The sequence below is a fragment of the Micromonospora sp. WMMD1102 genome (genome assembly GCF_029626265.1).
GTDB lineage: Bacteria > Actinomycetota > Actinomycetes > Mycobacteriales > Micromonosporaceae > Plantactinospora.
Window position 1 is genome coordinate 6,443,173 of sequence record NZ_JARUBN010000001.1, and the last position, 14,495, is coordinate 6,457,667.

General features: G+C 72.8%; 10 protein-coding genes and 1 pseudogene. 7 read left to right on the forward strand and 4 right to left on the reverse strand.

Annotated features, from left to right (window positions below; all coding sequences use genetic code 11):
* Positions 1–237 precede the first annotated feature (237 nt).
* Positions 238–1,716, reverse strand: coding sequence for a nitrate/nitrite transporter (locus tag O7626_RS28935; protein ID WP_278064225.1), 1,479 nt, complete (start codon positions 1,714–1,716; stop codon positions 238–240).
* A 177-nt stretch (positions 1,717–1,893) separates the two neighbouring features.
* The gene (locus O7626_RS28940; protein WP_278064226.1) at positions 1,894–2,595 is read right to left on the reverse strand and encodes a class I SAM-dependent methyltransferase; all 702 of its coding nucleotides are present in this window, start codon (positions 2,593–2,595) and stop codon (positions 1,894–1,896) included.
* Positions 2,596–2,785: 190 nt separating this feature from the next.
* Here O7626_RS28940 and O7626_RS28945 point away from each other — a divergent pair.
* The 7 genes and pseudogenes from O7626_RS28945 to O7626_RS28975 all read left to right on the forward strand — a co-directional run.
* A pseudogene (locus O7626_RS28945) lies at positions 2,786–4,912 on the forward strand (molybdopterin oxidoreductase family protein); the annotation flags it as partial.
* Positions 4,913–5,090: 178 nt separating this feature from the next.
* Positions 5,091–6,581, forward strand: coding sequence for an FAD-dependent oxidoreductase (locus tag O7626_RS28950; protein WP_278064227.1), 1,491 nt, complete (start codon positions 5,091–5,093; stop codon positions 6,579–6,581).
* Positions 6,578–9,148: a nitrite reductase large subunit NirB gene (nirB, locus tag O7626_RS28955; protein ID WP_278064228.1), complete on the forward strand. Its 2,571-nt coding sequence runs from the start codon at positions 6,578–6,580 to the stop codon at positions 9,146–9,148. The genes O7626_RS28950 and nirB overlap by 4 nt, the downstream gene beginning before the upstream one ends.
* Positions 9,145–9,513: a nitrite reductase small subunit NirD gene (nirD, locus tag O7626_RS28960; protein WP_278064229.1), complete on the forward strand. Its 369-nt coding sequence runs from the start codon at positions 9,145–9,147 to the stop codon at positions 9,511–9,513. The genes nirB and nirD overlap by 4 nt, the downstream gene beginning before the upstream one ends.
* Positions 9,513–10,601: a uroporphyrinogen-III synthase gene (locus tag O7626_RS28965; protein ID WP_278064230.1), complete on the forward strand. Its 1,089-nt coding sequence runs from the start codon at positions 9,513–9,515 to the stop codon at positions 10,599–10,601. Before nirD ends, O7626_RS28965 begins: the two co-directional genes overlap by 1 nt.
* A gap of 412 nt (positions 10,602–11,013) precedes the next feature.
* Entirely contained in the window at positions 11,014–12,033 is a 1,020-nt protein-coding gene (locus tag O7626_RS28970) for an ABC transporter substrate-binding protein (protein ID WP_278064231.1), read from the forward strand.
* Between the two features lie 200 nt (positions 12,034–12,233).
* A complete protein-coding gene (locus O7626_RS28975; RefSeq protein ID WP_278064232.1) occupies positions 12,234–13,007 on the forward strand; it encodes an ABC transporter permease in 774 nt (257 codons plus the stop codon).
* A gap of 78 nt (positions 13,008–13,085) precedes the next feature.
* On the opposite strand, the gene O7626_RS28980 is transcribed toward O7626_RS28975, so the two are convergent.
* The gene (locus O7626_RS28980) at positions 13,086–13,805 is read right to left on the reverse strand and encodes an SDR family oxidoreductase (RefSeq protein ID WP_278064233.1); all 720 of its coding nucleotides are present in this window, start codon (positions 13,803–13,805) and stop codon (positions 13,086–13,088) included.
* A 75-nt stretch (positions 13,806–13,880) separates the two neighbouring features.
* A complete protein-coding gene (locus O7626_RS28985; RefSeq protein WP_278066364.1) occupies positions 13,881–14,456 on the reverse strand; it encodes an ATP/GTP-binding protein in 576 nt (191 codons plus the stop codon).
* Between the last annotated feature and the right edge of the window lie 39 nt (positions 14,457–14,495).

The window sequence follows — 14,495 nt, forward strand, 5'->3', positions numbered from 1 at the left end:
GTCTCGTCGTCGGTCTGGGGTCGCGCACCGGTCGCCAGGCACGCACAAACGACCAAGCGTACCCGGGAAGGGCACGCCCGCGGATGTCACGTGAAAACTTGGGTGTCACACAACAGCAGGCAACGATACCCGCTCGCCGGCACCGGGGTCAAAACGGGGTGTAAGGAAGGGCCCCCGCTACCGCAGAAAACGATATGCGGGGGCCCTTCCTTACACCCGTCACACTCCGAACATCCGTCACACTCCGGCGAGGCGGTGCGGGGAGGGGCGGAGGTAGACCACCCAGGTCACCACCAGGCAGAGGGCGTACCAGGCGATGAAGGCGAGGTAGGCGGCGTCGGCCGAGGAGTAGACCAGGAACGACTGCCGGAAGGCGATGTTGACGAGTACGCCCCCGAACGCGCCGACCGCCCCGGCGATGCCGATCAGCGCACCGGAGAGCCGCCACGCCCGGCGCTGTGCGGCGGCCGGGTCCAGCTCGCCGTCGGCCACCGACCGGGCCGCCTTGGCCCGGAAGATCGCCGGGATCATCTTGTACGTCGATCCGTTGCCCACCCCGGAGAGCACGAAGAGCCCGATGAACCCGACCAAATAGAGCGTCAGCGAGCGCTCCCGGGAGGCGTAGTAGACCAGTCCGGCCCCGGCCGCCATGCCGGCGAAGGTCAGCCAGGTGATCCGGGCCCCGCCGTACCGGTCCGCCAGGTGCCCGCCGACCGGCCGGATCAGCGAGCCGACCAGCGGCCCGAGGAAGGTCAGGTACGCCGCGTCGAGCGGGGTGGCGAACCGGTCGCCGAACTGCACCAGGAGTACCTGCCCGAAGGCGAAGCCGAAGCCGATGAACGAGCCGAAGGTGCCGATGTAGAGCACCGACATCACCCAGGTGTGCGGGTCCCGGGCCGCCTCGCGGAGCGCTCCCGGCTCGTTGCGCGCCCCGGTGATGTTGTCCATGTAGCGGGCCGAGGCGAGCGCGGCGAGCACGATCAGCGGGATGTAGACCGCCGGCACCAGGCGCGGGTACGTGGCGCCCGCCGTGGCCAGCACCGCCAGCCCGACGAGCTGCACGGCGGCCACCCCGATGTTGCCGCCCCCGGCGTTCAGGCCCAGCGCCCAGCCCTTGAGCCGCTGCGGGTAGAAGAGGTTGATGTTCGCCATCGAGGAGGCGAAGTTGCCGCCGCCGACCCCGGCCAGGCAGGCCAGCACCATCAGGGTGCCGTACGACACCCCGGGCTCGATCAGGATCGCCATCGGCACCGCCGGCAGCAGGAGCAGCAGGGCGCTGACGACTGTCCAGTTCCGCCCGCCGAACCGGGCCACCGCCAGGGTGTACGGCAGCCGCAGCGCCGCACCCAGCGCCGCCGGTACGGCGGTGAGCAGGAACTTCCCGGCCGGGTCGATCCCGTACTGCGGGCCGAGGAAGAGCACCATCACCGACCAGAGGCTCCACACCGAGAAGCCGATGTGCTCTGAGGCGATCGAGACGATCAGGTTGCGCCGGGCGATCGGCGCTCCGGTGGTACGCCAGAACTCCGGGTCCTCGGGGTGCCAGTCGTCGAGCTGGTGCCGGCGCGGAGCCGGCGCGGAGCCGGCCTGCGGGGCCGGCGGGGCGCTGGTCTGTGGCGGCGGGAGGGTGCCGAGGCCGGCCGCCGGCGGGGCGGCGGCCGTGCTGTCGGGCCCGGGCTCGGCCGTCGGGCCGCTGGCGGTGGCAGTACTAGTCATGCCCCCGGAACGTAGGAGCCCGGGGTTTCCCGGCGGTTCGCACTCCGAGTCGGGCCGGCAACGGTCGGCGCACGGCGGCCCTCGGCGGGTAGTGAGATGTGCTGTCCGCCCGCCCGGACAGTCTAGTTCGCGGCGACCGCCGGAGGCCCCGTCCAGTTCGCGGCGACCGCCGGAGACTCAGTCCAGTTCGCGGCGACCGCCGAAGACGGCGAACCGCCACGCCTTGTAGAAGCAGTCGACCCCGACGAAGCCGGCCTCGGCCAGCCAGCGGCACTGGTCCGGCACCGGCGCCGGGCGGTCGTGCCGCATCCGCTCCCGGGCTCCGGCGATCTCCGCCGGAGTGGCGCCGAGCGCGGTGACCTGGGCCAGCCACACCTCGTCGTACCGGGAGTCGAGGTCGGGGGTGCCGCCGGAGACCTGTTCGGCGTTCACGAAGACCCCGCCGGGGACCAGCACCTGGCGGACCCGCCGGTAGAGGTCGCGCTTGTCGGTGTCCGGCAGGTGGTGGATGGCGAGCGCGGAGACCACCGCGTCGTACGGGCCGGGCGGCAGCGGGGCGGTCAGGTCGGCGACCACGGTCTCGTGCGGTACCCCGCGCCGGCTCAGGTGCCCCTCGGCGACCGCGAGCATCGCCGGGGCGCCGTCGAGCAGGGTGGTCCGCACCCCGGGTACGGCGGCGCCGAGCAGGATCGAGAGCAGCCCGGTACCGGCGCCGAGGTCGAGTACCGCGGGTACCCGCCCGGAGGCGAGGGCCCGGCGCAGCGGCGGGGCGGCCACCTCGACGGCGGTGCCGTAGAAGTCGTCGAAGCACGGCACCAGCCGGCGGCGGGACTCGTCGTACGACCCGGCCACCGCGTCGAAGAGCGACACCACGGCCACGGAGTGCCTCCTAGAATGTGCGACGACCGGCCAGTTCACCGACCGAACCGATCATAGATCCACTCCCCCGGACGGCACCGGGACGAACCCGCCGAGCCGACCCGCGAAGCGGTTGGTGTGTGAGCGGCTCTTGACAGGCCCGAAACAGAAGGGACCCGGCAGCGAAACCGGGCACCGGCACGCTTCGGACATGACAGACGGTGCACGCACTGCGACGCATTCGGAGGATGTGTCCCAGGACGTCGTCACACACTGCCCATACTGCGCCCTGCAGTGCGGGATGACGCTGCGCCGCACCGGCGACCGGGTGGAGGTGCTGCCCCGGCAGTTCCCGACCAACCGGGGCGGGCTCTGCCAGAAGGGCTGGACCGCCGCCGAGCTGCTCGACCACCCCGACCGGCTGACCACCCCGCTGCTGCGGGACCGCCCCGGCGGGCGGCTGCGCCCGGCGAGCTGGCCGGAGGCGCTGGACCGGGTGGTGACCGGCATCCGCGACATCCAGGGAACGTACGGCCGGGACGCGGTGGCCGTCTTCGGCGGCGGCGGACTGACCAACGAGAAGGCGTACGCGCTCGGCAAGTTCGCCCGGGTGGCCCTCGGCACCCGCAACATCGACTACAACGGCCGGTTCTGCATGTCCTCGGCGGCGGCGGCCGGGATGCGCGCCTTCGGCGTCGACCGGGGACTGCCGTTCCCGCTGGCCGACCTCGGCACCGCCGACACCCTGCTGCTGGTCGGCGCGAACGTCGCCGAGACGATGCCGCCGCTGGTCCGCTATCTCAACGAGCAGCGGGAGCGCGGCGGGACGCTGATCGTTGTCGATCCCCGGGCCACCGCCACCGCCCGGCAGGCCAGCCTGCACCTGCAACCGACCCCCGGCACCGACCTGGCGGTGGCGAACGCGCTGCTGCACATCGCGCTGGCCGAGGGGCTTGTCGACAAGGACTACGTGGCCGCCCGGACCACCGGGTTCGACCAGGTGCGGCGGGTCGCCGCCGGCTACTGGCCGGCCCGCGCCGAACGGCTCTCCGGGGTCCCGGTGGCCGACCTGGAGGCCGCCGCCCGGGCGCTGGGCGGCGCCGGGCGGGCGATCATCCTCACCGCGCGCGGCGCCGAGCAGCATGCCAAGGGCGTGGACACGGTGACCGCCTTCGTCAACCTGGCCCTGGCGCTCGGCCTGCCCGGCCGGCCCGGTTCCGGCTACGGCTGCCTCACCGGGCAGGGCAACGGGCAGGGCGGGCGCGAGCACGGGCAGAAGGCCGACCAGCTCCCCGGCTACCGCCGGATCGACGACCCGGCCGCCCGGGCACACGTCGGCGAGGTCTGGGGGGTGCACCCGGACGCGCTGCCCGGTCCGGGTGTCTCGGCGTACGAGCTGCTCAGTGCGCTCGGCACCGACGCCGGCCCGAAGGGGCTGCTGGTGTTCGGCTCCAACCCGGTCGTCTCGGCGCCCCGGGCGGCCCGGGTGGAAGGCCGGCTGCGCGACCTCGACCTGCTGGTGGTGGCCGACTTCGTCCGCTCGGAGACGGCCCAGATCGCCGACGTGGTGCTGCCGACCGCGCAGTGGGCCGAGGAGGACGGCACGATGACCAACCTGGAGGGCCGGGTGCTGCGCCGCCGCGCGCTCCGCCCGCCGCCGCCCGGGGTACGCACCGATCTCGACCTGCTGGCCGACCTCGCCGACCGGCTCGACCACGTGGACGGGGTGGCCGGGGCGGGCCGGGACCGCTTCCCGGCGGCGCCGGAACGGGTCTTCGCGGAGCTGCGCCGTGCCTCGGCCGGCGGCACCGCCGACTACGCCGGGATCACCTGGGCGCGGATCGACGCCGAGGACGGGGTCTTCTGGCCCTGTCCCGCCGAGGACGCCCCGGGCACCCCGCGACTCTTCGCCGACCGGTTCCACACCCCGGACGGGCGGGCCCGGTTCCTGCCGGTGGAGCACCGGGCCGCCGCCGAGGAGGTCTGCCCGGAGTACCCGGTCTATCTGACCACCGGGCGGGTGCTGACGCAGTACCAGTCCGGCGCGCAGACCCGGCGGGTCGAGGCGCTGCGCCGGGCCAGCCCGCACGCCTTCGTGGAACTGCACCCCGACCTGGCGGCCCGGCTCGGGGTGGACGACGGCGACGAGGTGCTGGTGACCAGCCGGCGGGGCGAGATGCGCGCCCCGGCCCGGCTCACCCCGACGATCCGTCCGGACACGGTCTTCGCGTCGTTCCACTGGGCGGGCGCGGCCCGGATCAACTCGGTGACCAGCGACGCGCTGGACCCGGTCTCCCGGATGCCGGAGTTCAAGGTCTGCGCGGTCCGGGTCGAGAAGGCGGAGCCGGCGGAGCAGGACGTGCAGGTCGAGAAGGCGGAGCCGGCAGAGCAGGACGTGCGGGTCGACGACGCGGTGCCCGCCGAACGGACAGTGCCGGTCGGGGACGCGGCAGCGAGCGCCGGCGAGGCGACGCCGCGACGACCGGGGAGGACGCCATGACGACCGAGGGGACGGCATGACGACAGAGGAGACGGTGGACGGGTCGGGGAACCGGTTCGTGATCGTCGGGCACGGCATGGCCGGCGCCCGGCTCGCGGCCGAACTCGCCGCCCGGCTCGGCGACGCGAAGATCACGGTACTCGGCGCCGAGCTGCACCGGGCGTACAACCGGATCATGCTCTCCAGCCTGCTGGCCGGCAAGGTGGACGAGTCCGGGGTGGAGCTGGCCGAGGCGGCCGGGCACGGCATCGACGTACGCCCGGGGGTGGCGGTCACCGCTGTCGACCGGGCGAACCGGACGGTGACGACCGGGCAGGGCGACCTGATCGGCTACGACCACCTGGTGCTGGCCACCGGCGGGCAGGCCCTGGTGCCACCGCTGTCCGGGCTGGACCGGGAGCGGCTGCCGGAGCGGGTGGCGGTGTTCCGCACCCTCGACGACTGCCGGCGGATCCTGGCCGCCGCCACCGGGGCACGCCGGGCGCTGGTGCTCGGCGGCGGGCTGCTCGGCCTGGAGGCGGCCCGCGGGCTCGCCGCCCGGGGACTGGACGTGCACGTGGTGCACCCGGTCGGGCACCTGATGGAGCGGCAACTCGACCCGACGGCCGGCGCCGTGCTGGCACGTACCCTGGGCGGGCTCGGCGTCACCGCCCACCTGGACGTGGCGGCGACCGCCGTCGACGCCCGGCCGGACGGGGTCGCCCTGACCCTCTCCGACGGCCGGGTCCTCAACGCCGACCTGCTGGTGCTCTCCTGCGGGGTCCGCCCCGACACGGCGCTGGCCCGGGCCGCCGGGCTCGCCGTGGACCGGGGGGTGGTGGTCGACGACCGGCTGTGCACCAGCGACCCGCACATCTCGGCGATCGGCGACTGCGCCCAGCACGCCGGCACGGTCACCGGGCTTGTCGCGCCGGCCTGGGAGCAGGCCCGGGTGCTGGCCCAACTGCTCGCCGGACACGACCCCCGGGCACGCTACCGGCCGCAGCCGCCGGTCACCCGGCTCAAGGCCGCCGGCATCGACCTGGCCGCTATGGGCGACGCCGCCGCCGGCCCCGCCCCGGACGTCGAGGAGCTGAGCTTCTCCGACCCGGTCCGCGGCACCTACGCCCGGCTGCGGATCGTCGGCGAGCGGCTGACCGGGGCGATCATGCTCGGCGACAACCCGGCGGTCGGCACGGTGATCCAGCTCTTCGACCGGGGTTCCCCGGTGCCGCTCGACCGCCGCACCCTGTTGCTCGGCCGCAGCCGGGACGCCGGCAGCCCGGCGCCGGTGGAGTCACCGGCGCTGATGCCGGACGCGGCGACGGTCTGCCAGTGCAACACGGTCCGCAAGGGCGCGCTGGTGGCCTGCTGGCGGGCGGGCGCCCGGTCGCTGCCCGAGATGGTCGCGGCGACCCGGGCCACCACCGGCTGCGGCAGTTGCCGGGACGCCGTCGAGGGCATCCTCGGCTGGCTCTCCTCGATCGACACTCCCGACCCGGTGGAAGCAGAGGTGGCGGCGGCATGACGTCGGAGCAGCGACGACTCGTGGTGGTCGGCAACGGCATGGTGGGGCAGCGCTTCGTGGAGGCGCTGCGCTCCCGGGACACCGGGCGCCGCTGGCAGGTCACCGTGCTGGCCGAGGAGGGGCGGCCGGCGTACGACCGGGTGCGGCTCTCGGCGTTCTTCGACGGGGCGGACGCGGACGAGCTGAGCCTGCACCAGCCCGACGACGGTGTCGACCTGCGACTCGGCGAGCCGGTGCTGGAGATCGACCGGGCCGCCCGGCGGGTGCTCACCTTCGGCGGGGAGTACCGGTACGACGCCCTGGTGCTGGCCACCGGCTCGTACCCGTTCGTCCCCCCGATCGACGGCGCGTACGTCGACCGCGGCCCGGACGCCCCCGGACCCACCCCGGCGCTGCGGCCGGGCGTCTTCGTCTACCGCACCCTGGACGACCTGGCGGCGATCCGCGACTTCGCCAAGGGCCGGCGCACCGGCACGGTGATCGGCGGCGGGCTGCTCGGCCTGGAGGCGGCGAACGCGCTGCGGCTGCTCGGCCTGGCCACCTCGGTGGTGGAGTTCGCCCCCCGGCTGATGCCGGTGCAGGTCGACGAGGCCGGCGGCGCGATGCTGCGCCGCTATGTCGAGGAGCTGGGCGTGGTGGCACACCTCGGGGTGGCCACCACCGCGATCCGGTCCCGCCGGGATGGCGAGCTGGCCGGGCTGACCCTCTCGGACGGCGGCTGGCTCCCCACCGACCTGGTGGTGGTGGCCGCCGGCATCCGGCCCCGGGACGACCTGGCCCGCAGCGCCGGGCTCGCCCTCGGCGAGCGCGGCGGCATCCTGGTGGACGAGAGCTGCCGCAGCGCCGACGAGCGGATCTGGGCGATCGGCGAGTGCGCCGCCGTCGAGGGCACCTGCTACGGCCTGGTCGCCCCCGGCTACGCGATGGCGGAGGTGGTGGCCGACCGGCTGCTCGGCGGCACGGCGACGTTCCCCGGCGCCGACCTCTCCACCAAGCTGAAGCTGCTCGGCGTGGACGTCGCCTCGTTCGGCGACGCGCACGGCCGCACTCCCGGCTGCCTGGACGTCACCTTCACCGACCCGGCCACCCGGGTGTACGCCAAACTGGTCCTCTCCGACGACGCGAAGACGCTGCTCGGCGGGGTACTGGTCGGCGACGTGACCGCGTACCCGACGTTGCGGGCCAGCGTCGGCGGTGCGCTGCCCGGCCCGCCGCTGGCGCTGCTCGCCCCGGCCGGCGACGGTGCCGGCACCGGGGCCGGGATCGCCGCGCTGCCCGGCTCGGCCCAGGTCTGTTCCTGCAACGCGGTGACCAAGGACCAGCTGGTCGGTGCGATCGCCGAGGGCTGCACCGACGTGCCCGCGCTGAAGGCGTGCACCCGGGCGGGGACGAGCTGCGGGTCCTGCGTACCGATGCTGAAGCAGTTGCTGGCGGTCTCCGGGGTGCAGCTGAGCAAGGCACTCTGCGAGCACTTCGCGCACAGCCGGCAGGAGCTGTTCGAGATCGTCCGGGTGCGCGGCATCCGGACCTTCTCCCGGCTGGTCGCCGAGCACGGCCAGGGCCGGGGCTGCGACATCTGCAAGCCGGCGGTCGCCTCGATCCTCGCCTCGCTCGGCAACGGCTACGTGCTCGACGGCGAGCAGGCGTCGTTGCAGGACACCAACGACCACTTCCTGGCCAACATCCAGCGGGACGGCACCTACTCGGTGGTGCCGCGGATCCCGGGTGGCGAGATCACCCCGGAGAAGCTGATCGTGATCGGCGAGGTGGCCCGGGACTTCAATCTCTACACGAAGATCACCGGCGGGCAGCGGATCGACCTCTTCGGTGCCCGGGTGGAGCAGTTGCCGCAGATCTGGCGCCGGCTGGTCGACGCCGGGTTCGAGTCCGGGCACGCGTACGGCAAGGCACTGCGTACGGTCAAGTCCTGCGTCGGCTCCACCTGGTGCCGGTACGGGGTGCAGGACTCGGTCGGGCTGGCCATCGCCCTGGAGCTGCGCTACCGGGGGCTGCGCGCCCCACACAAGATCAAGTCAGCGGTCTCCGGGTGTGCCCGGGAGTGTGCCGAGGCCCGCAGCAAGGACTTCGGGATCATCGCCACCGAGAACGGCTGGAACCTCTACCTCGGCGGCAACGGCGGCTTTCGCCCCCGGCACGCCGAACTCTTCGGCCAGGACCTGTCGACCGAGGACCTGGTCCGGTACGTCGACCGCTTCCTGATGTTCTACGTCCGCACCGCCGACCGGCTCCAGCGCACCGCCGCCTGGATCGAGGCGATGGAGGGCGGCCTGGAGCACCTGCGGGCGGTGATCGTCGACGACTCCCTCGGGCTCTGCGCCGAACTGGACGCCGCGATGGCCCGGCACGTCGGGGCGTACTCCGACGAGTGGCGGGACACGCTGGAAGACCCGGAGCGGCTGCGCCGGTTCACCTCCTTCGTCAACGCGCCCGGCGTACCCGACCCGTCGATCACGTTCGAGGTGGAACGGGGACAGCCCGTTCCGGCCCTGGGAGACCGCCGACCGGTGTCGCTCGGCCTCCCGACGACCATGGGGGTACCGAGTTGACTCTCGACATCACGATCAACGACGACGTGAACTGGACGGCCGTCTGCCCGTACCCCCGGCTGGAGCCGGAGCGCGGGGTGGCCGCACTTGTCGACGGCGAGCAGGTGGCGGTCTTCCGCACCCACGACGGCACGCTCTACGCGATCGGCCAGCGGGACCCGATCGCCGGCGCCTACGTGATGGCCCGGGGCATCGTCGGCAGCCGGGGCGAGATCCCGACGGTCGCCTCCCCGCTGCACAAGCAGGTCTACGACCTGCGCACCGGCGACTGCCTCGACGTGCCCGGGGTGGCGGTGCCGACCTACCCGGTGCGCTGCCGGGACGGGCTGGTCGAGGTCGCGCCCCGGCCGGCCGGAGACCGCTGATGGCCGGCGAGCTGTCCGGCTTCACGGTCGGGGTCACCGCCGACCGGCGCCGCGACGAACTCACCGCCATGCTGGAGCGGCGCGGTGCCCGGGTGGTGCTCGCCCCGGCCCTGCGGATCGTGCCGCTGGCCGACGACACCGAGCTGCGCGCGGCGACCCGGGCCTGTCTGGACAACCCGCCGGACGTGCTGATGGCGAACACCGGGATCGGGATGCGCGGCTGGCTGGAGGCGGCCGAGGGCTGGGGGCTGGCCGAACCGCTGCGCACGGTGCTCTCCCGGGCCTACATCGTCAGTCGGGGGCCGAAGGCCCGGGGCGCGATCCGGGCCGCCGGGCTGCACGACGAGTGGTCGCCGGCCTCGGAGAGCTGTGACGAGGTGATCGAACACCTCCGGCAGCGCGGCGTACGCGGCCAGTTGATCGCGATGCAGCTGCACGGGGAACGTCAGCCGGAGTGCACCGCCGCGCTGGAGGCGGCCGGGGCGAGCGTGCTGGAGGTGCCGGTCTACCGCTGGGCGGCGCCGACCGACCCGGCCCCGCTGCACCGGCTGGTCGACCTGATCGCCGGCCGGCTGGTCGACGCGGTCACCTTCACCTCCGCGCCGGCGGTCACCGCACTGCTCCGGGCCGCCGGCCCGAGCACCGAGGCGGTGCTGGACGCGCTGCGTACGGACGTACTCGCCGCCTGTGTCGGGCCGGTCACCGCCGCGCCGCTGCGCCGGCACGGCGTACCCGTGGTGGCGCCGAGCCGGGCCCGGCTCGGCGCCCTCGTCCGGACCATCGTGGACGAGCTGCCGCAGCGGGCGATAAGCGTCAAGGTCGCCGGTCACCTGCTGACCCTGCGCGGGCACGCGGCCATCCTGGACGGTGAGCTGCGTCCACTCGCACCCGCCCCGATGGCGGTGCTCCGCGCCCTGGCCAGTACGCCCGGCCGGGTGATGTCCCGGGCCGCCCTGCTGCGCACCCTGCCCCGGGGCGCCGACGAGCACGCCGTGGAGATGGCGGTGGCCCGGCTGCGGGCCGGACTGCGAACCCCCGGGGTGGTGCAGACGGTCGTCAAGCGCGGCTACCGGCTCCCGGTCGACTGATCACGTTCCGGAACTCCTCACCTGACCCGGACTGAGCTGGGGCCGGTCCGCATGAAGCTTGGGTATCGGCTCGGTTTGATCCCTTGACTGCCGGACAGCCGGTTGGCAGGGTAAGGCCGCAACGTCCCGGAAGCGCCCGTAAACTGCCCTCCGGGTCTGTGCACAGGGGACAGGTGGAGGCGCCGCGTCGCCCTGGCAGAAAACATTTCGGATCGCGTCACACCCTGCTCGCGAACGCGTCAGGAGGACTGCCGGGAACATCGGGCAAGGCATTACGATCATGACGGACACCGGCCATGGCGAGCCGGCCGGCATCATCAGCACCCGTGGCGCCACCAGCGGGACGCGGCCGATCCTGAACCGGGCGACCGATCCACATCCTCAATGGATTCTCCTCAAAGGACAGGTAGGAATGACGAGGCGTATACGCGTGCTGGCCGCCGCGGCAATGGCCACAGCCATGCTGGTCACCGCCGGCTGCTCCGGTTCGGACGACTCCGACGGCGGTGACGCCGGCAGCAAGAACCCGGACAAGGTGACATACCTCACCGGATTCGGCACCGGTGGCCACGACGCATTCGCGTGGGTGGCGAAGGACAAGGGCTTCTTCAAGGAGGCGGGGCTCGACGTCACCATCCAGCAGGGCGCCCCGGCAACCAACAACCAGGGTCTGCTCTCCGGCAAGGCCCAGTTCACCTACAGCGACGTGACCCAGCTGATGATCCAGACCGGCAAGGGCCAGGTCACCGACATGCGGGTGATCGCGGCGGTGCACCAGAGCACCCTGGTCGCGATCTTCGCGCCGCCCGGGTCCGGCGTGACCAAGCCGAAGGACCTGGAGGGCAAGCGGGTCGGCGTCGCGCAGGGCTCGATCACCAAGACCCTGCTCCCGGCGTACGGCAAGCTGGCCGGCTTCGACGCCAGCAAGCTCCAGTTCGTCGAGGCCACCCCGCAGACCCTGGTCGGCCTGCTGGTCGGCAAGCGGGTCGACGTGCTGAGCACCTTCGTCATCACCCGCAACACCGTGGAGACGGTGACCAAGCAGCAGATGACGGTCATGCCGCTCACCGACTACCTGCGGGACCTGCTCGGCACCGGGCTCACCACCACCGCCAAGTACGCCCAGGAGAACCCGGACATCGTCAAGCGGTTCAAGGACGCGGCGATGAAGGGCCTCAAGTACACGGTGGAGAACCCCGAAGAGGCCGCGAAGATCATGAAGGCCAACAACCCGAACGTGAACGAGCAGGGCGCGGCGGCCGAGATCCGGCTGATGACGCCGTACGTCACCTCGGCACCAGGCAGCGTGGTCGGCGCGCTCGACGAGCAGCGGGCCGCCCGGGCCATCGCGATCCTCCAGGGCGCCGAGCTGATCCCGGCCGGCCTCACCCCGGACAAGGTCATCGACTTCTCCGTCGCGCCGAAGGCCTGACCCACGGCGGGACACCTCGGGGACGGCGAGTGGACAGCCACTCGCCGTCCCCTTTTCGACGCAGAGAAGGGAAACGCTTTGCGCGTCCGCACCCGTCCGGCCGGCGACGTCCGGGACCTGCCCGACCCGCCCCACCGGCGCACCGGCCCCGCCGACCCCGCCGACCCCGCCGGCCCCGCACATCCGGCCCGGCCGCACCGATGAACCGGCGAAACCTCTCCACCGGCACCCGGATCGCGCTGCCGGTCGTCGGCACCGTCGTCGCGATCGGCCTGTGGTGGCTGGCGACGATCGTCTTCGACGTCGAGACCCTCTTCCTGCCCAACCCGCCGGAGGTCGTCGACGCCTTCGAGCGGCAGCCGGCGTACCTCTTCGAGGCGGCCTGGGCGACGCTCTGGGGCACGCTCGTCGGCTTCGGCATCGCCGCGCTCGGCGGGATGGTGGCGGCACTGCTGCTGACCAGCTCACGCCTGATCGAACAGGCCACCCTGCCGATGATCGTCGCGTTCAACGCGGTGCCGAAGGTCTCGCTCGTCCCGCTGCTGATCCTCTGGATCGGCTACGACTCGCGGACCAAGCTGGCCTTGGTCGTACTCATCGCGTTCTTCCCGATCATGGTGGCCACCATGGCGGGTCTCACCTCGACCCCGGCGGACCTCTACGAGCTGACCCGGTCGCTCTCAGCCTCCCGGCTGAAGACCTATCTGAAGGTACGCCTGCCGTGGGCGCTGCCCCAGGTCTTCGTCGGGCTGAAGCTCGGCATCACGCTCTCGCTGATCGGCGCGGTGGTGGCCGAGTTGCAGACCCTGAACAGCGGGCTCGGCGCGATCATCTACAGCACCCAGCAGACCTTCGACACCCCGCTGGCGTTCGCCGCGATCACCCTGACCGGGGTGATCGGGATCAGCGTCTTCTACGCCGTGGTGCTGGCCGAACGGCTCGTGGTGCCCTGGGCCCGGAAGATCTCCGCCTGACTCAGGTGCAAGGAAGGGCCCCTTCTTATACAAAAAGCGATAAGAAGGGGCCCTTCCTTGCACTTCGGGGCGGGCGGATCAGCCCAGCCCGGCACCGCCGTTGAGGTCGAGGTTGACCGCGTTGACGGACGGGTTCTCCAGCAGGAAGACGGCGGCGTCGGTGACGTCGGCCATCGTGGTCAGCCGGCCGGTCGGGGTACGCCCCCGGTAGGTCTCGTGCACCTGCGCCGGCTGCTTCGCCCAGAACGGGCTGTCGGCGACGATCCCCGGGTGCAGGGCGTTGACCCGGACCGGCCGCAGCTCGGAGGCGAGCACGTTCACCAGGCCGACCACCCCGGCGTTCACCGTGGAGACCGTCGCCGAGCCGGGGAACGGCCGGTCCTTGGAACCGCCGCCGAAGAGCAGCACCGAACCGGTCGGCGAGAGCCGCCCCGCCAGGGTGTGCGCCACCTCGGTGTAGCCGACCAGCTTGACCGTGACCAGGCTGACCGCCCGGTCGATCTGGTAGTCCGAGACCTTGTTGACGTCCCGGACGAAGGCGGAGAGGACCAGGTGTTCGATCTCGCCGATCCCGGCGAGCGCGGCGGCGATGGAGTCGGGCTTGGCGAGGTCGACCGCCACCCCCGTCGTCCGGCCGCCGATCTCGGCGGCGACCGCCTCGGTCCGGGCCGTGTCCCGGCCGGTGACGACGACCTCGCGTCCCCGCTTCGCGTAGTACTCGGCCACGTCCCGGCCGAGGCCGGAGGTACCCCCGATGACGACTACGCAGCCGCCATCGGGGCCATCGTGCTGTGGCATGTCCGTCCCTCTCGTTGTGCAGGATTGAACCGCGGAGCCTCCCCGGGCCCGGCAAGCCTGCTCAACCGCGGAGGGTCAGCCGACCGGGGTGGGCTGCCCCCGGCCGTGTTCCGCGCGCAGCGTCTCCATCGCGTGCTGTACCACGTTCACCAGTACGTGCTTGACCGACTCGCGCTGCCGGGCGTCGCACATCACCAACGGTACGTGCGGGGAGATGGCGAGCGCCTCGCGTACCTCCTCCGGCTCGTACTGCGGGGCGTTGTCGAAGCAGTTCAACGCCACCACGTACGGCAGGTGCCGGTTCTCGAAGTAGTCCAGCGGGGCGAACGCGTCGGTGATCCGCCGGGTGTCGACGAGTACCGCCGCGCCGACCGCCCCCCGGATGATCTCGTCCCACATGAACCAGAACCGGGTCTGTCCGGGAGTACCGAACAGATAGAGGATCAGGTCCTGGGCCATGGTGATCCGGCCGAAGTCCATGGCGACCGTGGTGGTCTCCTTGCCCGGCACCTTCGACGGGTCGTCGATGCCCACCCCCGCCGCGGTCATCACCGCCTCGGTGGTCAGCGGGGTGATCTCCGAGACCGCACCCACGAGTGTCGTCTTGCCGACCCCGAAGCCGCCGGCAATGACGATCTTCGCGGAGGTGATCCCGCCACCGCCGCCGCCACCGCCGCCGCTGCCAGCGCC

Excerpts from the sequence above, each read along its gene's own strand:
- O7626_RS28950 (WP_278064227.1), top strand. The coding sequence starts at position 5,091 with ATGACGACAGAGGAGACGGTGGACGGGTCGGGGAACCGGTTCGTGATC.
- O7626_RS28935 (WP_278064225.1), bottom strand. The coding sequence starts at position 1,716 with ATGACTAGTACTGCCACCGCCAGCGGCCCGACGGCCGAGCCCGGGCCC.
- O7626_RS28970 (WP_278064231.1), top strand. The coding sequence starts at position 11,014 with ATGACGAGGCGTATACGCGTGCTGGCCGCCGCGGCAATGGCCACAGCC.
- O7626_RS28975 (WP_278064232.1), top strand. The coding sequence starts at position 12,234 with ATGAACCGGCGAAACCTCTCCACCGGCACCCGGATCGCGCTGCCGGTC.
- O7626_RS28965 (WP_278064230.1), top strand. The coding sequence starts at position 9,513 with ATGGCCGGCGAGCTGTCCGGCTTCACGGTCGGGGTCACCGCCGACCGG.
- O7626_RS28980 (WP_278064233.1), bottom strand. The coding sequence starts at position 13,805 with ATGCCACAGCACGATGGCCCCGATGGCGGCTGCGTAGTCGTCATCGGG.
- nirB (WP_278064228.1), top strand. The coding sequence starts at position 6,578 with ATGACGTCGGAGCAGCGACGACTCGTGGTGGTCGGCAACGGCATGGTG.